Annotated in this window: 19 protein-coding genes; 7 read left to right on the top strand and 12 right to left on the bottom strand. The window is 58.1% G+C overall.

Annotated features, from left to right (window positions below; all coding sequences use genetic code 11):
* Nucleotides 1–93: 93 nt before the first annotated feature.
* Nucleotides 94–426 (top strand): helix-turn-helix domain-containing protein, encoded by a 333-nt coding sequence (locus tag DY251_RS20680; protein ID WP_116625807.1) that lies wholly within the window; start codon nucleotides 94–96, stop codon nucleotides 424–426.
* Here DY251_RS20680 and DY251_RS20685 read toward each other — a convergent pair.
* On the bottom strand, nucleotides 423–1,142 hold the full coding sequence (locus DY251_RS20685) for an RES family NAD+ phosphorylase (RefSeq protein WP_425373327.1): 720 nt from the start codon (nucleotides 1,140–1,142) through the stop codon (nucleotides 423–425). The two genes, DY251_RS20680 and DY251_RS20685, sit on opposite strands and share 4 nt — an antisense overlap.
* A complete protein-coding gene (locus DY251_RS20690) occupies nucleotides 1,112–1,525 on the bottom strand; it encodes an MbcA/ParS/Xre antitoxin family protein (protein ID WP_116625809.1) in 414 nt (137 codons plus the stop codon). The genes DY251_RS20685 and DY251_RS20690 overlap by 31 nt, the downstream gene beginning before the upstream one ends.
* Before the next feature lie 140 nt (nucleotides 1,526–1,665).
* Here DY251_RS20690 and DY251_RS21530 point away from each other — a divergent pair, with 140 nt between their 5' ends.
* Together DY251_RS21530 and DY251_RS20695 are read left to right on the top strand one after the other, a co-directional pair.
* The gene (locus DY251_RS21530; RefSeq protein ID WP_158553298.1) at nucleotides 1,666–1,815 is read left to right on the top strand and encodes a hypothetical protein; all 150 of its coding nucleotides are present in this window, start codon (nucleotides 1,666–1,668) and stop codon (nucleotides 1,813–1,815) included.
* Entirely contained in the window at nucleotides 1,812–2,228 is a 417-nt protein-coding gene (locus DY251_RS20695; RefSeq protein WP_116625810.1) for a type II toxin-antitoxin system VapC family toxin, read from the top strand. Before DY251_RS21530 ends, DY251_RS20695 begins: the two co-directional genes overlap by 4 nt.
* A gap of 52 nt (nucleotides 2,229–2,280) precedes the next feature.
* Here DY251_RS20695 and DY251_RS20700 read toward each other — a convergent pair whose 3' ends face one another.
* The 5 genes from DY251_RS20700 to DY251_RS20720 form a co-directional block, all read right to left on the bottom strand.
* Nucleotides 2,281–6,081 (bottom strand): vitamin B12-dependent ribonucleotide reductase, encoded by a 3,801-nt coding sequence (locus DY251_RS20700; RefSeq protein WP_116625811.1) that lies wholly within the window; start codon nucleotides 6,079–6,081, stop codon nucleotides 2,281–2,283.
* A gap of 619 nt (nucleotides 6,082–6,700) precedes the next feature.
* Nucleotides 6,701–7,177, bottom strand: coding sequence for an NUDIX hydrolase (locus tag DY251_RS20705; RefSeq protein WP_116625812.1), 477 nt, complete (start codon nucleotides 7,175–7,177; stop codon nucleotides 6,701–6,703).
* A gap of 194 nt (nucleotides 7,178–7,371) precedes the next feature.
* The gene (gpt, locus tag DY251_RS20710) at nucleotides 7,372–7,869 is read right to left on the bottom strand and encodes a xanthine phosphoribosyltransferase (RefSeq protein ID WP_116625823.1); all 498 of its coding nucleotides are present in this window, start codon (nucleotides 7,867–7,869) and stop codon (nucleotides 7,372–7,374) included.
* 44 nt (nucleotides 7,870–7,913) lie between these two features.
* Nucleotides 7,914–8,735: a universal stress protein gene (locus DY251_RS20715; protein WP_158553299.1), complete on the bottom strand. Its 822-nt coding sequence runs from the start codon at nucleotides 8,733–8,735 to the stop codon at nucleotides 7,914–7,916.
* A gap of 78 nt (nucleotides 8,736–8,813) precedes the next feature.
* Entirely contained in the window at nucleotides 8,814–9,572 is a 759-nt protein-coding gene (locus DY251_RS20720; RefSeq protein ID WP_116625814.1) for a competence/damage-inducible protein A, read from the bottom strand.
* A 256-nt stretch (nucleotides 9,573–9,828) separates the two neighbouring features.
* On the opposite strand from DY251_RS20720, the gene DY251_RS21535 reads away from it, so the two are divergent.
* Entirely contained in the window at nucleotides 9,829–9,978 is a 150-nt protein-coding gene (locus DY251_RS21535; RefSeq protein ID WP_158553300.1) for a hypothetical protein, read from the top strand.
* A 14-nt stretch (nucleotides 9,979–9,992) separates the two neighbouring features.
* On the opposite strand, the gene DY251_RS20725 is transcribed toward DY251_RS21535, so the two are convergent.
* Genes DY251_RS20725 through DY251_RS21540 form a run of 3 tightly spaced genes read right to left on the bottom strand, consistent with a single transcriptional unit; the run spans nucleotide 9,993 to nucleotide 10,805 of the window.
* The gene (locus DY251_RS20725; protein WP_245416069.1) at nucleotides 9,993–10,394 is read right to left on the bottom strand and encodes a DUF6636 domain-containing protein; all 402 of its coding nucleotides are present in this window, start codon (nucleotides 10,392–10,394) and stop codon (nucleotides 9,993–9,995) included.
* A gap of 11 nt (nucleotides 10,395–10,405) precedes the next feature.
* Complete coding sequence (locus DY251_RS20730; protein ID WP_116625816.1) at nucleotides 10,406–10,603, bottom strand: hypothetical protein; 198 nt, start codon at nucleotides 10,601–10,603, stop codon at nucleotides 10,406–10,408.
* Nucleotides 10,604–10,661: 58 nt separating this feature from the next.
* Nucleotides 10,662–10,805: a hypothetical protein gene (locus DY251_RS21540; RefSeq protein ID WP_158553301.1), complete on the bottom strand. Its 144-nt coding sequence runs from the start codon at nucleotides 10,803–10,805 to the stop codon at nucleotides 10,662–10,664.
* A 421-nt stretch (nucleotides 10,806–11,226) separates the two neighbouring features.
* Here DY251_RS21540 and DY251_RS21920 point away from each other — a divergent pair, with 421 nt between their 5' ends.
* Entirely contained in the window at nucleotides 11,227–14,706 is a 3,480-nt protein-coding gene (locus tag DY251_RS21920; protein WP_158553302.1) for an autotransporter family protein, read from the top strand.
* Between the two features lie 74 nt (nucleotides 14,707–14,780).
* On the opposite strand, the gene DY251_RS20760 is transcribed toward DY251_RS21920, so the two are convergent.
* Nucleotides 14,781–15,074 carry a YMGG-like glycine zipper-containing protein gene (locus DY251_RS20760; RefSeq protein WP_170971371.1) on the bottom strand — a complete coding sequence of 98 codons (294 nt, stop codon included), beginning with the start codon at nucleotides 15,072–15,074 and terminating at the stop codon, nucleotides 14,781–14,783.
* A gap of 457 nt (nucleotides 15,075–15,531) precedes the next feature.
* Here DY251_RS20760 and DY251_RS20765 point away from each other — a divergent pair, with 457 nt between their 5' ends.
* Together DY251_RS20765 and DY251_RS20775 are read left to right on the top strand one after the other, a co-directional pair.
* Entirely contained in the window at nucleotides 15,532–16,032 is a 501-nt protein-coding gene (locus tag DY251_RS20765; RefSeq protein WP_116625821.1) for a DUF2380 domain-containing protein, read from the top strand.
* Nucleotides 16,033–16,679: 647 nt separating this feature from the next.
* Entirely contained in the window at nucleotides 16,680–17,552 is an 873-nt protein-coding gene (locus DY251_RS20775; RefSeq protein WP_158553303.1) for an HNH endonuclease, read from the top strand.
* Between the two features lie 26 nt (nucleotides 17,553–17,578).
* Here the strand turns inward: DY251_RS20775 and DY251_RS20780 are convergent, their stop codons facing one another.
* Nucleotides 17,579–18,202, bottom strand: a complete 624-nt coding sequence (locus DY251_RS20780; RefSeq protein WP_116625825.1) for a hypothetical protein — start codon at nucleotides 18,200–18,202, stop codon at nucleotides 17,579–17,581.
* Between the last annotated feature and the right edge of the window lie 325 nt (nucleotides 18,203–18,527).

Consider the following 18,527-nt stretch of genomic DNA (forward strand, 5'->3'; position numbering starts at 1 on the left):
ACCGGAAGCATCTTGATGACCCCACGTTAAGGGGTCCCGTTTGGACGAAAATCACCCCTTAAGCAGGGTCCTCATTCCACGAAAAATCACAGTATGACCGATCCCCGCAAGCCGAGTGCTTATGACCGCGAACGCGGAAGGCGACTTGCGCGCAAACGAAAGGAACTTGGGTTGTCGCAAGCGGAGGTTGCAACAGTCCTTGGTGTGTCCACGCAGCAATATGGAAAATATGAGCGCGGCGAGAACCGATTGACCGCAAGCCGCGATGAAATGCTGGAACGCTATTTCACCGACAAGGCAGCTGGCTTGGCTGAACCGGCGCAGGCGCGCTACCATGCCCCGATTTCAAAATCGTCGCTGCAAAAGAGTCTGGATCAGATTCGAGCCGCCGTGGAACTGCTTCAGCGCCATCTCGACAGGCTTTAGTTCACTGACAAAACACGGCCCGTGTCATGCTGGCGCACATAGTCGACCCTCTCGCCGTTCCAGTGGTAGCTGTAGTGACGCCCTTGCACGGGAATGGTCACGACATCCGGCCAGAATGCGCCCAGACACTGACCGCCGGGCATACGCACACTGTTCCACACAAGTCCGTCGCTGCCGGCGGCCCTGAGATCGCGCCCAATAGTCTGCGATGCAGCATAATTGTCAGGATCGAGCGCGCCGGGAACGGCGCTCACATCGTGTAATTTCCGGTCAATGCTGCCCACAAGCACGCGAAAATCGGCAGTCCAGCCGGGCTCCTCATTGGTCGCCCGCATGAAATTCTGGTGATGGTGGATGGTTTCGGCCAGCGCGACTTCCTCGCGGTCACCCGCATAATAAATGCCATACGTCCCATCAGTGAATCGTCCGGGCCGCATTGGCGAGCAATGCACGAACGGAGCCATGACGTAGCTCGCGCCCGGTCCCGATACGCGCCGGGCAGGAGGCACCTTGCCCAGATCGCCGATCTCAAAGCGTATGCGCGGATTGGTCTTGGCTTCCACAGAAGCCAGCGCGTCCCAGTCGCGCGGGTCGGCGATATCCTCAAACAGATGGATCGGCGGGTAGATCGACCGGATAATGCGAAAAGTCTGCGGCCAGTTCACGCGCCTGCGAACAGGCTCGCTCACCATGCGCCGCGCTCTGCATCGATCCATTCGCGCATGGTCGAGAGGTCCGACATCTCGCCACGCAGCATCAGGTCGAGCGCAGACTGTCCGCCAAACGCTGCATTCGCCTTGCGAATCCACGCATAGCCGCGCGCCGGATCGCGGAATAGATAGCGCAGTCCTTTATGGATACCCATCAGATGCGCCATCCGCATCCGCAGGTCACGGTCGATACGCCCGACAGCGCCATCCTTCCAGCGCGCCCATGTGCGCGGCGACATGCCGCCCAGCAGCGTACACGCCTCCGTATCGCTCAGGCCCCAGGCTCTGAAAAGGTTGGGGGTAGCGCGGGCCAAGGCTCCCGCTTCTTCATCGGTAATGAACGACGTCTCAACCGCCGCCGGCGTCACCACAACTGGCTGAATCTGCATTTATGCCTCCGCATTTGGCATAAATATAGTAGAGATATGACAAATGGCAATACGTTAGTGATTTCTCCCTTCTCCCCGTTTACGGGGAAATCGCGCCAGCGGGATGAGGGGGCAGCACGGAGGCTGAAATCCGTGCGATTTTGGAAACGGCGGTAAATCCCACCGACCGGCTGCGCTTCGGCACGGCACTGTCTGAACTTAGCAAAGAGGCCGGATTGACCAACGCCGATTTTGGCGATCTGGACGTCAGCCAATACAATCGGCCTGCGGAGCCGACGAGCTTCGAATGATCGTTCTTGATACAACTGTCATCTCAGAGGCGATGAAGCCTGAGCCGAACGCTGCGGTTCAAAGTTGGCTCGATGACCAGGTTGCCGAAACGCTCTATCTCTCAAGCGTTACTGTTGCGGAACTGCTCTTCGCCATTAGCGCGCTTCCCGATGGCCGGCGCAAGCAATTGCTGACCGCTGCATTTGAGGGTGTCATCAAATTGTTCGACGGGAGAATGCTCTCCTTCGACTCCAACTCCGCGCGCCACTACGCCGATTTAGCCATTCGCGCCCGCAAGGCCGGAAAGGGGTTGCCCACTCCAGAAGGTTACATCGCTGCGATTGCTGTTTCTCACGGCTTCACCGTCGCAACCCGCAACACCGGCGCATTCGACGCAGCCAACGTCAGCGTCATCAATCCTTGGAATAGTTGAGCAAAGAAAAGGGCCGGAAAATCCGGCCCTCATCTCTGTTATGCAAGATGCCTCAGCTGCACCCGCTCGTCGCGCCGCAGGTGTCGCACTTCTCGCAGGTGCCGTTGCGCACCATCGTGAAGTTGGAGCATTCCGAGCACATGTTGCCCGTATACCCCTGAGCGATTGAGCGGATACGGCGTTCGGCTTCCACCTTTTTCGCTTCCGCCTTGGCCGCCGCTGCGTCGGCCTGCGCCTTGTCGGAGAACAGGGCCGTTGCTGCGGGTTCTGCCTCGTCAAACAGGTCTGGCGGGCTGTCTTCCTCGATCTCTTCGGCAAATTCTGCTGCGCGCTCTTCATAGTCACGCTTGAATGCGGAGACTTCTTCCGACTTCACGAGCGACAGCACGTTCGAGCCGGAAAATGCCGTTGGCACGACGCGGGCAGGAGAAGAATTCGAACCCCCAACCGATCCGCTAAACCCCTTGGCTTCGTTGCTCTTGCTAACGAGAGTTGGCTTGTGGCCGCGCGTCCAGCCGGTGGAAATCAGGTTGGTCTTGCCGTCCTCGATGCCCTTGCCCAGCGATGTGTTGGAGAAGTCCGACACATCGACATGCGCGAGGTCGTGGCGTCCGAGATAGGAAACGGCCAGTTCGCGGAACACGTAGTCGAGGATCGACGTCGCATTCTTGATCGCATCGTTGCCGACAACCATGCCCGCCGGTTCAAACTTCGTGAAGGTGAACGCCTCCACATATTCTTCCAGCGGCACGCCATATTGCAGGCCGAGCGAGATCGCGATGGCGAAATTGTTCATCATCGCGCGGAAGGCGGCGCCTTCCTTGTGCATGTCGATGAAGATTTCACCCAGCCGCCCGTCACCGAACTCGCCGGTGCGCAGATAGACCTTGTGTCCGCCCACGACTGCCTTCTGGGTGTAGCCCTGACGGCGGTTCGGCAGCTTTTCGCGGTCGCGATAGAGCTTTTCGACGATGCGCTCGACGATCTTTTCCGTCACCTGTGCGGCGCGGGCTGCGGCGGGCTGCGCCACCAGCGCTTCCACTGCATCGTCCTCATCCTCATCGTCGTCCGAGATCAGCGCGGCATTCAGTGGCTGCGAAAGCTTCGAGCCGTCGCGATAGAGTGCGTTGGCCTTCAGCGCCAGCTTCCAGGAGAGCATATAGGCTTCCTTGCAGTCCTCGACCGTCGCCTCATTCGGCATATTGATGGTCTTGGAAATTGCGCCGGAGATGAAGGGCTGCGCCGCCGCCATCATGCGGATGTGCGATTCCACGGAGAGATAGCGCTTGCCGATCTTGCCGCAGGGGTTGGCGCAGTCGAACACCGCATAGTGCTCTTGCTTTAGGAACGGTGCGCCTTCCAGCGTCATCGCGCCGCAAACATGGACGTTCGCCGCTTCGATTTCCTTCTTGGAGAAGCCAAGCGCTGCCAGCATTTCAAACGAGAAATCGTTGAGCTGCTCTTCGGTAAAGCCGAGTGCGGTCTTGCAGAAGTCCTCGCCCAGCGTCCACTTGTTGAACGCGAACTTGATGTCGAAGGCTGACTTCAGCGCAGCGTTCAGCGCCTCGATCTTCTCGTCCGTGAAGCCCTTCGAGCGAAGCGTGGACGGGTTCACGCCCGGCGCCTGATTGAGATTACCGTGACCGACTGCATAGGCTTCGATCTCTGCAATCTGGCTTTCGGAATAACCGAGCGTGCGCAGCGCTTCCGGCACGGCGCGGTTGATGATCTTGAAATAGCCGCCACCTGCCAGCTTCTTGAACTTCACCAGCGCAAAGTCCGGTTCGATGCCGGTCGTGTCGCAATCCATGACAAGGCCAATCGTGCCGGTCGGCGCGATAACGGTGGCCTGCGCATTGCGATAGCCATGCTCTTCGCCCAGTTCAAGCGCGCGGTCCCAGGCTGCCTTGGCGCGCTCGCCAAGTTCGGCCTGCTTCAGATCGGCGTGGTTGAGCGGCACCGGGTTCACGGCCAGCTTTTCATAGCCGTCCTTCTGGCCATAGGCCGCGCGGCGATGGTTACGCATTACGCGCAGCATGTTCACCGCGTTGCGATCATAGTCCGGGAACGCACCGAGTTCCGCCGCCATTTCCGCCGAGGTCGCATAGGAAACACCGGTCATGATCGAGGTCAGCGCGCCGCAGATCGCGCGGGCTTCATCTGAGTCATACGGAATGCCGGAGGTCATCAGCAGGCCGCCGATGTTGGCGTAGCCAAGGCCCAGCGTGCGATATTCATACGAGAGCTTGGCGATTTCCTTGGACGGAAACTGCGCCATCATCACCGAAACTTCGAGTACCATGGTCCACAGCCGCACGGAGTGCTCATAGGCCGCGATGTCGAATGTGCCGTCCGCCTTGCGATAGGGCAGGAGGTTGATCGAGGCCAGATTGCAGGCGGTGTCGTCGAGGAACATATATTCCGAGCAAGGGTTCGACGCGCGGATCGGCCCTGCTGCCGGCGAGGTGTGCCAGTCGTTCATCGTCGTGTTGAAGTGCAGGCCCGGATCAGCAGACGCCCATGCGGCATAGCCGATCTTTTCCCACAGGTCGCGCGCCTTCAGCGTCTTGTAAACCTTGCCGTCGATGCGGCGGATCAGGTTCCAGTCTGCATCGTTTTCCACTGCGCGCAGGAAGTTGTCTTTCAGCGAGATGGAATTGTTCGAGTTCTGGCCGGAAACGGTCAGATAAGCTTCGGAATCCCAGTCCGTGTCATAGGTCTGGAAGTCGATGGACGTGTAGCCCTGCCGCGCGAACTGAATGACGCGCTTGATGTAGTTTTCCGGCACGACATTCTTCTTCGCCGCCTTGATCTCGCGCTTGAGCGCCGGGTTCTTGGACGGGTCGAAGCAGTCGCCATCCTGACCTTCGCAATTCACGCAAGCAGCCATGATCTTGGTCAGGTGCTGCTTCACGATCTTGGAGCCGGTAACGAGCGCCGCCACCTTCTGCTCTTCCTTCACCTTCCAGTCGATGAAGTTTTCAATATCGGGGTGGTCGGCATCCACGATCACCATCTTTGCCGCGCGTCGCGTCGTACCGCCAGACTTGATCGCGCCAGCCGCGCGGTCGCCGATCTTGAGGAACGACATCAGGCCCGACGATTTGCCCCCACCCGAGAGCTTTTCGCCTTCGCCGCGCAGCATGGAAAAGTTGGAGCCAGTGCCCGAGCCATATTTGAACAGGCGCGCCTCGCGCACCCACAGATCCATAATGCCCCCTTCGTTCACCAGATCGTCTTGAACGGACTGAATGAAGCAGGCGTGCGGCTGCGGATGCTCGTAGGCAGACTTGGATTTCGTCAGCTTGCCGGTGAACGGATCGACGTAGAAATGGCCCTGTCCGGGACCATCGATTCCATAGGCCCAATGCAGACCCGTGTTGAACCATTGCGGCGAGTTCGGCGCCACGCGCTGTGTAGCCAGCATGAAAGCAAGCTCGTCGCGGAAGGCCATCGCGTCGGTTTCCGACGCGAAATAGCCGCCCTTCCAGCCCCAATAGGTCCACGTTCCAGCGAGACGGTCGAACACCTGCCGCGCATCGGTTTCCGAGCCATAGCGTTGGTCTTCCGGCAGCAGGGCAAGTTCGGCCTCGTCCGGCACCGAGCGCCAGAGGAAAGACGGAACGTCGTTTTCTTCGATTTTCTTTAGCCGCGCAGGCACGCCCGCCTTGCGGAAATATTTCTGCGCCAGAACGTCGGTCGCAACCTGGCTGAACTGTGCAGGCACATCGATGTCCGCCAGCCGAAACACAATAGAGCCATCCGGATTTTTGATTTCCGAGACAGCTTTACGGAACTCGATCTCCGCATAGGCCGATTGGCCTTCCTTGGTAAACCGCCGTTCAATGTGCATCTGATCGTTCCCCGTTCCGTCTATATATAGCGCATCTTGTATGGGTCCGCAGTCCCTCTGAATGCGCTCATGGCTAATCCCGTCCAGACGCTCTGTGCGCCCGGTTCCCAAACTCATCAACTCTCATCGTCTCACATGCGGAAAACGAACCGCCTCGCCTTGTTTTCCGACTTTTCGCGGCAGGCCCAGCCAGCCCTTCCGCGTCATCCGAGCATCAATCCCTCACTCAAGCGGAACATGCTCTATATTGTGATCACTCTAACTACCAGACACTAAATATAGTGTTAACAAAGAATTTTTCCACCCCCTGCATTTTTCCATATTTCGTCGATTTCGCGGGCAAAACTCACCGCGCAGCGGCCAACGGATCGCTTCGTCGAACGCGCCAAAATCCCTCAAAAACTGGAAAAAACCGGACCGGCGACAAACTTGCCAGCCGCGCCCTCAACAAGGGTGCGTAGCCCATAAAAAGCGACTCGCAGCGGGCCGTCAAGGGATCGTTTCTGAAAGTTTTATGACCGCTATATGTTGTGGGTGTTACATGTGGATAGCGGGGAAGGCGTAGAGCCGACTATGCACGCAGCAATTTGCGCTCTTGTGCTTGTGCAAACCGCAGAAATCAGGCCGCGAAGCGGGCAAAGTCCTTGCCGAACGCGGCCAGCAGGTCAGCCAGATCCGGCTCGTTCACAAGCCGGGCAGCCTCGGCGGCGGGGAACCAGGCGCGATTGCGCTCGCCTTTTTCTTTCCAGTTTTCGCAGATTTTTTCCACATGCAGTGGATAGACGACAACTTCACAGGGAATCACGCCAGACGGTTTCATCTTGCCGTAGTAGAATCGCCCCGCTTCGGATTTGGCGACATAGCCCTTCAAGCCTGCTTCCTCGCGCGCTTCTCGCGCGGCGGCGTCCCATTCCGTCTCGCCTTTTTCCGTCCAGCCCTTTGGCAGAACCCAGCGCCCGGTCTCGCGGCTGGTAATGAGCATCACATCAACGCCGCTGGTGGATTCGCGCCACGGAAGCGCTGCCACCTGCAAAAGGCAGGGCGCGTCTCCGAACAGAACGCGGATTTTTTTCGCAATGTTAGGGGCGTCGCTCATGGCGAATCCGGACTCTACCCACTCAATGTAACAGTTTGAAAACCCCATCAAATCATGCGCACAGAGTTATTAATACATTGCGCGCGTTCAATATCTTGCGCGCGGGCAGGGGTGCGCGCAAGTCACGAACTGTATTGCCGGCTAATCGAAAAGGAGGTGCGCCTACGCCGCCAGTGGGCTCGCGGAAGGGGCCTTTACCCCGAATGCGCCTCTGCAATCGGCTTCTGATAGGTGAAGCCCATATCCCACGGAAAATAGATCCATGTGTCCTGGCTCACTTCGGTAACGAACGTGTCTACCAGCGGGCGGCCCTTCGGCTTGGCATACACTGTTGCGAAATGCGCCTTGGGCATCATCGCGCGCACAATCGCTGCGGTTTTTCCAGTATCGGTCAGATCGTCAACGATCAGCACGCTTTCACCGTCATTTTCCAAAAGCGCTGGCGTCACCTCTTTCAGCACCTGCAGTTCGCCCTGCGATGTATAGTCGTGATAGGAGGCAACGCTCACCGTTTCGATCACTCGAATGCCCAGCTCGCGCGATATAATTGCGGCCGGAACCAGCCCGCCACGCGTTATGCACACGATAGCCTTCCAGCTATTGCCGGTGCCTGCCAGCCGCCACGCAAGTGCGCGAGCGTCACGATGAAATTGGTCCCACGAGACGGGAAAGGCTTTTTCTGGAAGCGACATGGACGCAATTAGCGGCAAAGACGCCACCTTTGCAAGCGCCAGAATCAATGCGAAAACAGCGTCGCCACCGGGCAGGATTTCAAAATCTGTTGCGTTATGCCGCCAAACAGGAATTCCCGCAGCCACGAATGGCTATAAGCGCCCAGCACAAGCAGGTCCGCATCGGTCGCCGCAACGCGCGTGGCGAGCACCTCTTCAATCGGCAAATGCGACGCCAATTCATTGACGCGCTCCACTTTCACGCCGTGACGCTTCAGCGTTTCCGTAACGGTCCGCCCGATTTCCACGCCATCCTCGGCCTTGTCCACCACCAGCAGCTCAACTGCATCGGCCGCCTGCAGCAAGGGCAGTGCATCGAACACCGCCCGCGCGGATTGCTTCGTCCCGTTCCAGCCGATCAGAATCCGGCGGAATCCATCCGGGCAGGCGCGGCCATGCGGCAGCACCAGCAGAGGTCGCCCCGAATCGTAAAGCAGGCTGTCGATTTCGCCTTGCTCCCCGCCCGGCGCGCTTGGCTGCGCGGCCAGGATCAGGTCAACGGAATGCGCGATCGAAATATCGCCGATCGAGTGCTCTGGGCCCGGCATTTCCATCGCGCCCCAAGCGGCGGAAATCCCTTCCGCTTGCATGCGCTTGGTGAAGGCAGCAGCTATGGTTTTGGTTCGCTCAATGCCCAATTCCGTTGTTTCGCGAATATAGTCGACATCCGGAAAACCCGCCGCTGCGGCGTAGGAAAGCTGAACCGGTTCCGTGTGAAATCCGATCAGATGTGCGTCGTAGTGCCGAGCAAGCCGAACCGCGCCATCAAGCAGTGAAGGCATTTCTTCCTCGGTCTGGATGACGACAAAGATAGTTTTATAAGCCATCATGTCCTCCCTCGTTGACTGGCATCACGTGGGACAACGCAATCCTACACCCGAGGTTGCTATTGCGCCAAGGCCCAGTCAGGCAAGTTGATTGTCTTCCTTGGGTGCCTTCAGCTCTTCCACCATCGCCTCGACGGCCTTTCGCGCGCTGTCCAGCATTTGCGGATCGCGGGCGCGCACCACCAGTTCGGTCCAGAATGTTCCGTCGCGAAACTTCGGATAAGAGCCGATGATCGTGGCCGGAAACTCCTTCTGGATTTTCGCAAGCGGTGCGCCGATCACCCCCTCGCCAAACGGGCTGTGTACTGCGGCGGAAAGCAGCTTTGTGCCTGTTTTCAGTGTTGGCAGCACATTGTCGAGCATCGCCTGAAAAATTTCCGGCACACCGGCCATCACATACACATTTCCGATATGGAAACCCGGTGCCACGGAGACCGGATTGTCGATATGCGTTGCGCCGCGCGGCATCCGCGCCATGCGCTTTCGCGTTTCGGTAAACTCGATTCCACGCCGAGAATAGCTGTCAGCCAGCAGCGTCATCGCCCGCGCGTCATATTCGCAGGGCACGCCAAACGCGACCGAAACCGCATCAGCAGTAATATCGTCATGCGTCGGGCCAATGCCGCCGGTCGTGAAAACATAGGTGTATTGCGCCCGCACGGCGTTCAGAGCGTCCACAATCGCTGGTTCGTCGTCGGCCACCACGCGCACTTCCTTGAGGTCGATGCCAATGGCCGTCATTACATCTGCCAGGTGTCCGATATTCCGGTCTTTCGTGCGACCTGAGAGAATCTCATCGCCTATCACCAGCATGGCCGCCGTCACGATCCCGTCCATCTTCAACCCCTTGCTAGATCGACCTTGAAATAGACCCGCCATCACCTGGAATCAACGCCGCCGAAACAGGCGCATCGCTGCATTGAATCGGTGTGCCCGCCATTATTGCTTCAAGCGGCCATTGCTGAGTGTGTGCATATTTTTGAAATGGCGTCACATTTCCGTGCAGATATACCGTTAGATATTATTCAAGACAAATTGGCTGCTTCTTGAGGGAGGCGTAGCGACTCACAGTTTATTTGTGGGAGAAAAGCCATTGAAAGCGAAACTGGCCAAGATCCTTGGTGACGTCTCGGCGAGGGATTGTGCGATAGCAGCGCTATTCATCGTGGTTCTGGCAGTACCAGCAACGTGCATGGTTCTGCCGCATCACGATGACGACATGCTGGAAAGCATTCGGGAATAGCGCTCGAAAAATATTCAGAACACTTTCTGTTTTGCCCTGGCCACTGTGAACCCGTGGCCCGCCCGATTCTTGCAGGTCATTCCCGTTTTGGCGGACGTGCAGGTCATGCCACCCGCGCTGACCGAATGCCCATAGTCAAGCACGACCGCCTTCGGGTCTTTTACAGTATCACCGGCGCATAGAGGCTCGCCCTTGCCCTGTGCGCCCACTTCGAATGCATATCCAAAATCGAGATCGCAATCGGCCGGTCGCTTGTAGCTGGACTTGAATTGCGAAAGGTCGCACCGCGCGCCCGTATATGAGCCGGTAAATATCATGCAGTGGATATTGCCTGTCGGGCTGCGAAAGCTGATGTCTTGCGCCATGGCGGGAGCCGAACTCAAGACTGCTGCAAACATCAAAATCGGCTTACGCACGAAAACCATCCTCACCTGCGGATGGCATCTAGCATCTGCTTGCCGTCGCTCGTCAATGCCCAGCCTTTCACGCACATGGTTATCAGGCCGCGATCCTGCAACAGAAGCAGGAGACGAAGCGTGTCGCGGGGTTCGATCCCGGACATTTTCCCTTTCGCGACTTCTGCCAGCAAAGCGCTATCCGCCTTGGTAATTGTCGCATTTATCATTTGGAACACCTCCCTGATTGCCAGAAACGGGCGAGGGGGGTGCGTGGTTCCTTAAATGCTACTCGACAGCCGCATAGTTGATCGGTGCGATGCTGCCAGATTTTAGCGATAGCTCTCGCGGTCGTTCCGTAGCGTGCCCAAGTGCCAGCGCGAGCACCATTGCGGCGGCGCAAAAGAAAGCAAACGAAGCATTGGCATCCATGTCACTTCCTCCCTGCATCGAATAACGCTCTCAACGTGGGTTGAGAGCATTTCGTTCCAAGACGAAGGACCGACCGGCGGAGTTGCAAAGTCGCTTAAAATCCGCCGGTCGGCACACGGCGATACTCAAAACAAGCCGCGCTGCAAAGATGAAGAAATATGGTTGCTAATAGGTGAAGCCGAAAAAGCAATTTTGGCATCGCCCGCTTTAGCGTGACCGAAAAGCGCGTCTGCGACTTTTACAACACAAGTTGGGGATTCGCTGTTTGCGCGCGCCGGCCCGGTGCGATTTGCACTGGACATGAGTGAAATGTAATTTAGATTTATCTACTATATTGTAGCTCCGAGCTTACATTTCTCCATTTCAGGTCTCGGACTGAAATCTCACGCCCCACCCCCTCAACATACAGAAGCGAAGCCTCATGAAGATCAGCCCCATTGTCTCCAGGAAATCTGTAATCACCGCGACTGGCAGGGCGGTCGGAACGGCTTCGCTTTCGGCTGCATTGATGGCTTCGACCTTCGTCTTTTCGCCATCGGCGTTAGCCGCGGGTCTAACCTGCTCCTCGACCGAATGTAGCGTCACGACCTCATCGCAAGGCAATGCGGGTAGCGCAGCTCAGAGCGGCAACGTCGGCGGCAGCGGTGGTGCAGGCGACGCTGGCACCGCCGGCGGCACAGGTGGTGCTGGCGGCGCTGGCAATGCCGGTGGCTATGGCGGCGACGCCACCGAGATCGGCGTCGGGCAGAGCGGTGACAGCGGCACAGCCGGTTCAGCAGGATCAGCAGGTTCAAACGCAACTGGCACTGCTGCGCAGGGTAGCGCTGGAACGGCCGGCCACGCTGGCGCGAATGCTGGCGATGGACAGGCAGGAATTACCGGCAACGGCGCCTCCATCATTATTGCCCCAGATGTCGATTTGACAGGCGGAAACGGCGGCCTTGCTGGCAATGGCGGAAACGGTGGCCTTGGTGGCGATGGTGGCGATGGCGGTGACGGTGGCAATGGCGGAATCGGCGGTGCGGGCGGCGTCGGTGGCGGTGGCGGCGCCGGTAGCTTCGGCAATGCTGGCGGTAGCGGTGGTGCGGGCGGTAACGGTGGTGCGGGCGGCGATGGTGGCAGTGGCAGCGTCGGCGGTCTTGGTGGTCTAGGCGGCGCAGGTGGTGCTGGCGGTGCTGGTGGTGTCGGTGGTGCCGGCATTTCAGGATCCGGGCTGGCCATCCGAAACTCTGGCACTGTCAAAGGCGGCGCCGGGGGCGCGGCTGGTGTGGGTGGCACCAACGGCACAGTTGGCACTAGCGGTGCCGCCGGGTCAATCGGCAGCAGCGGTCTGGTAGGCGTCAGTGGCGATGGCGGCAACGGTGGCGATGGCGCAGACGGCACTGAGCAAGGCATGGACGGTGGCGCAGGCGGTGTCGGCGGATCGGGTGTCATTGGTGGAGCCGGCGGCAATGGCGGCGATGGCTATTCGGGGCCGGGAACTGCCGGTAACGGTGGCGCAGGCGGTGCCGGTGGTCTCGGTGGCGACGGCGGTAGCGGTGGCGCCGGTGGTAACGGTGGTGCGGGCGGCAACGGCAGTGCGGGCTTCGATGGGACCAGCGGGAATATGGCCGGTCAGCAGGGGAGCAACGGTAGCGTTGGCGGTGCCGGTGGTAATGGCGGCGCTGGCGGCGCAGGTGGTATGGCCTCGGGTTCTGGAACGATGGGCGCTGGCGGCAATGGCGGCGTTGGCGGCAATGGTGGCGACGGCGGCATGGGCGGCGCGGGTGCCGCGGGTGACATTGACACAGTTGATGGCAGCGCTGGCGGCGTTGGTGGCGATGGTGGTGCCGCTGGGTCGGGCGGTGCCGGTGGCCTCGGCTCCACCGCGGGCATCACGGGTGCCGACGGTTTTGGAGGCAACGGTGGTGCTGGTGGCTTCGGCGGCGATGGTTATGCATCATTGGGCGATGGCGGCGTTGGCGGCGCAGGCGGCAATGGGTCTACCGGCGGCGCTGGCGGCGACGGCGGCACGGGCGTTACGAACGGCGTGACCGGTGCCAGTGGCACAAATAGCGCTTCGGGCACTGGCAGTGCGGGCGGTAATGGTAGTGCCGGCGCGGGTGGTGCAGGCGGCGCTGGCGGCGTGGGCGGTGTTGCAGGCGCTGGTGGCCTTGCCGGTATTGGTGGCGTTGGCGGAACCGGCGGCTCTGGCGGTGAAGGCGGGTCAGCGGGCAACGGCGGGGCGGGTCTTGTCCTGTCGGGAGGCAGCAACACCGTCTGGAGCGAAGGATTTATTGAGGGTGGAGACGGTGCGATCGGCAGTGTCGGCATTCATTTGACCGGCGGCAGCACCAGCATCGCCAATCTCGGAACCATCGGCGGCGGTATGGGCGACGGTGGGGTTGCCCTCGGCATCTACAATCTGGCGACCATCACCAGCCTGAACAATTTGAACACGATCACGGGCGGGATACGGAACGAAGGAACCATCACCGCCCTCACGAACCGTCAGGCCGGTCTGGTGTATACCGGCGCAGCGCCGACCATCTACAGCATGGTTATCGCTGGCAGCGGCACTGGCGAATACGGCCAGCTGTCGGTCAAGGACAGCGCTGGCTGGGGCGTATCAAACCTCAATTTCGGCATCGCTACAGACTCTGCTGTTGCGGCAGGCGTCAACTATAATGACGTAATTCGTGCGACCGGCTCGACAACTTTCGACAGCACGACAGCCAAGAGCATTCAATACAGAGTGGATGGCGATTTCTATAACTACAGTCTGGATTACGACGGCACCAATTGGGACTTGTTGTTCGTTTCGATGATCAATTTCGAAAGCGCAACGACAGCACTTCACAACTCGCCAGCCGGTGCGGCAGCCGTGGTGCTTGATGCAAATCCGGAGGTCAGCAGCCTGTTCGGCGCGCTCGATTCCGAGGTGGCTTACAGCAGCGCTGCGACGCAATCCCTGCCGCTGCTTGTCGGCGGCTCGCAAGCTGCCGCCTCTGTGATTCTGAGGGGCACAGACCGTGTTATCCGGGCACATCAGGACCGTAACCGCAGCCTGTCCTCAGGTGATGTCTCGTTCGGCGATCCGGAATTCTGGGCAAAACCGTTTGGAAGCTGGGCTGATCAAGACGACCGCAAAGGCGTTTCCGGTTACAGCGCCCGCACTGGCGGTTTGGCGGTTGGCGCCGATGCTGCGTTCTCCGATACCGCCCGCGCTGGCATTGCCTTTGTCTATTCCAACGCGGACGTAACCGGCAACTCGAGCGTCGCTCCCAACAGCGCCAACGTCGACGCTTACCAGTTGATCGGATATGGAAATGTCGCGCTCGATCCAGTCTCCCAATTGAGTTACCAGTTGGGCCTCGGCATGCTCCGCAACGATGGGCTTCGCGGCATTCCGTTGGCCGACCTGTCGGCGCAGTCAGCGTATGACAGCCTGGCGGCCACCGCTGCCGTCAATTTAAGCCGCGCATACAAGTCGAGCGAGCAGACGACCTTTACGCCTTCGATTGGGGCTGAATACACATGGATCAAGGACGAGGCCTACACCGAGACAGGTGCCGACGCGCTGAACCTTGCGGTTGATGGCCGCAACGCCGATAGTTTGGTGCTGGCGATCGAAGGTGAGGTGGCGCATGAAATCACACCAAACACCGCGCTCAAGGCCAATGTCGGCGTTGGTTACGACGTGCTGCAAGACCAAAGCAGCATCACATCTGCCTTCGCTGGCGCGCCGGGTGCTATCTTCACCACCGAGGGGCTTGACCAAAACCCTTGGCTTGTGCGGGGTGGCTTCGGTCTTGAGAGCGAGGTCCGCACCGGCATGGAAGTCAGTGCGCGCTACGATGTCGAATACCGCGAAGATTTCCTGAACCAGACGGCGTCGGTCAATCTGCGCTTGGCATTCTGATCAGAGCAAAAAGAAGCGCTCCGGCAAATGCACCGGAGCGCTTCGGTTCTCGAAATCTGTTCCAGGTTTAAGGGTTAGTACCGGCAGGGCGCGCGATAGATACGGCCATACTGGTCGCGATAGCGGCAAAGATCGCCGTTGCGTTGACCGGCGGGCGTCGTAGCCGCGCCAATTGCAGCGCCAGCAATGCCGCCTGCTGCTGCGCCAACCACCGTCGCTCCCGTATTGCCGCCGATAGCCTGACCGATCAGCGCACCTGCGCCCGCGCCGATCAGCGCGCCCGTTCCTGCACGACGATCCTGCTCGGTCGAAGCACAGCCTGTCAGAAGGGCAGCTGCAAGAAGGGCGGTAACGACACTGTACTTCATGTTGAACATCCTAGTTGCCTAATCCGCTTTCACTATCAGATTTGAATCTCCAAATCATCAGGGATTGATTGGGTTTTGCAGGGTCGGCGAGGGGTGGAAGACTCTCGAAAGTCGTTAACTAGCGTTAATGCTCACAGAGCCGTGATTGGTGTATTATCAAACGCTTACCCCGTCCCGAGTAGCACGCGGAACGCCGACAAGTAAGCAGCCCGCTGCCGGAAACGGTGGCGGGCGTTTCGTTGTAAGCGCGGTTAGCGACCAAATCGTCAGTGTGGTTTAGCGCGAGTTCGCCCAAGCAGCCTGACGCTAGGTCGCCAAGGGTCATTCGCAAAAGCTCGCGCAAGCGGGGCTTTTTAATTTCCGCGCCTCGTCGTCAATCGCAACTCAGAATTGAATTGTCGACATTCCTGGGGATCGGTCTATCTTCGACGGCGTGGCGCCTTCGGAGACTTGAACGATGAGATATCGCCTTGCCGCCGCGCTTAGTTGTTTGATTCTGTTTCCGTCACTTGGCGTGGCCTTGGGCGAAACAAAACCATATCAGATAGCGGTCGCGAAGTTTGATTTTAAAGATACCTCTGGCGAACCAACTAACCAGGATGCGAAGCACTCGGAGTTCCTTGTGCGTTTTGATGAAACGCTGAATTCAGCGCTCAAGAATGATGGTTCATTTAGTATTCTACCCGTTGCCTGCGATGGTCGGCCTTGCTCCCTCGCAAATCTAGGTCTGAAAGCTCTTTTGGACGCTGCTGCGACTACCGAAGCAAAATATCTTCTCGTCGGTCAGATTCATAAAATGAGCACCCTTGTTGGGTGGACGATGTTCGCCGTCGTGGAAATTGGGACGGGGAAGACCGTTTGTGATCGCTTTTTGACGTATCGCGGAGATACCGAGGAGGCATGGACGAGGGCGGCTGCTGGGGTAGCGCGAGATATCAAGCTCCATTGCCTGAAATAGACCGCCAAGTGGAATCGCGAATGAACGCTTCCAAAAGCGGGGAAAAATACCGCGCAAATCCTAAAAACGCGCCATTAGCGAATATAAATGGCTCCCCGGGCCGGTCACATTCGACAATCGAACTGGCAATAGAGATGCTAAGAAAAGTCAATTAAATCAGCATATTACGGTAACGGCTTCCCCAAGGCTTAAAGCCACGGGTGTACCTTCAAGGTAGCTTTGGGTGTACCTTCAGTCAATCGTCAGTTTTGAACATATCCGTGTTCCGCCATGCACCCCTTGAACGATGCATCAGCAGCCACAGCACCTGCGATCCAAAGTCTTCCTGCGCTAACCTGCGTCTCAGCAGCACGGCCTTTGCAGATTGCTTTTACTTGCTCCAGCTTGGATGTCGGACCGGTGGGAGCTTGCTTCCAGTCACCAGTTGAGGTGTTGGTGCAACTCACGATGCCAAGGAGACCTGTAAGTAGCGAAACATGGACTGCTGTCCTCATTGGACGTTCCTTCCATATTGGGGCTTTGACGACACCATCACCGATGTTCACATGAGCTACGGACTACGATTAAACAACTTTGGTACAAGTCATAGGACAGATACAGGCGCTTATATGCACCCATTAATTCACTTTCTCCAAAGCAAGATGCGAATGACTGATGTTTACCAGCCGGTCGTCATTAGAGAGTTGCTCTCCAATGGTGGTTCAAGTTCGAAATCTCGCCTTGCCGCATCATTGGTCCAGTACGACGCATCAGTCCAAGAATACTATCAGCGTATCCTTATGCGCTGGCCAAAGGCGACGTTAACGAAGCACGGCATTGTCTCGTATGATCGTGCCACTGAGAGTTTTGCGCTGACTTGCTTCCCAGATGATGATGAGGTGCGCCAAGAGGCAACCGCGCTATGTGATCTTAAAATCGAACAGTGGATCACGAGGAAGCGAGGCGATCCGAGTGTCGCAGGAGCGGCTTCCTCCGTGAGATATGAGTTGTTAAAGGAGGCCAAGGGTTGTTGCCGACTTTGTGGGATACACAGCTCTGTTTGTCCGTTGGACATCGACCATATCATACCTCAGAGCAGGGCTAACAAAGCCGGAAAAGTTTACAGGGATGATCGATGGATCGATGTAAACGACAGGTCGAATTTGCAGGTCCTGTGCTTTCGATGCAATCGCGCCAAACGAGACGGTGATACAACTGATTTCAGCCGACGAAGCAAACTTGTCCGTGACCGCATACCTGAGATCATTAGCGCACAGGGCAGGAAGGCAGTATTCGACCAGCTTCATGGCTCGAACTTGATGGACGCGCTGCGGGATAAGCTCGTTGAAGAACATGCGGAGTTCATCGCTGCTGAAACAGGCAGTGAACGTCTCTTAGAGTTGGTTGATATGTATGAGGTTGTTGCTGCAATCGCTTCAAAACTTGGTTTCGAAGAAGATGACTTTCAGAGTTTGGTTCGTAAGAAGCGAACTGAAAGAGGGAGCTTTTCTAAGGGGTTGTTTCTCCGTCCACAGCACTAAATCCTCGGATTTGTGGGGGTGGCCTCTCACTTGTCAACGGAAAGAAGCTTGCAGTTCGCGACCACCAACTCGGTGGCTGCTTCAAGTTGGTAGCCTATGTGGCGTAGTACATTACCGCGTGACCTCGGATACGCGTGGAGTTCCTTCGCGCTCGCTCCTTCACCCCATCTCTTGTGTGTTCCCGACGCCATCCTGTGAACGAGCTTTGCAGCTTGAACGACTTTGAACTCTGCCTTTTTCTCGGCAGTCGGGTCGCAGATGGTAATCAGTTCGATTGCCAGTCTTGCTTGGAGGACCATACGAGGGTCAATCTTCGCCTTGCGGAGCCTCGCCCAAGCGATTTTGGAGCGCTCCTGGGGTGACTTGCCACGGAGCCGGTAAGCCTCCTCGTAAGGTCCCGCTGTTGTGTATAGTGTGGCGATGCGCTCAAGAGCGTTCTTTACCCAGATGTCTTCAATGTTATCCGCAATCCATTGCTCTGCCCGGCGTCTATGAGGCGCAAGTTCTTTTGCGGTGTAGGAGCCCCTATAAGGGCTTCCATGCCGCGCGTTGTGTTCCGCATGGGAGCGGCAAAGACGCGTGTCCAGCCCGTCCCCTGTGGCAGCACGCGCAGGTCTGCCGCAACCGACCACCCGGCAGTTCTTGAACATGCTGGACGGCTCTCCGGCGCGGGCCTTTACGTCAGCACGACGGTTGCGCTTTCGGGTCCAGTTGGTGGCCATCTCGGGTCCCCCTAAGGTGAACTGTGGGTGTAGCTGAAGGTGATACCGAGAGTGATAGAGACCAGAGAGAGACCAATAATACCTATCACCCTTAGGTTAGACCTGACGGTTATGGTGTAGGCAGTAGATACTCTCTCAGTGTGAGAGGAAGTGCAGGGGGTGTTGATTTCCACCCAGAAGTGAGCCGGGTAGGCGTCTAATTTCCACTGAGAATTGAGCCATGTGAACCTTTCCCCAAAGCGGTGAGCGGCGG

This window comes from Mesorhizobium denitrificans (assembly GCF_003403035.1).
Lineage (GTDB): Bacteria > Pseudomonadota > Alphaproteobacteria > Rhizobiales > Rhizobiaceae > Mesorhizobium_G > Mesorhizobium_G denitrificans.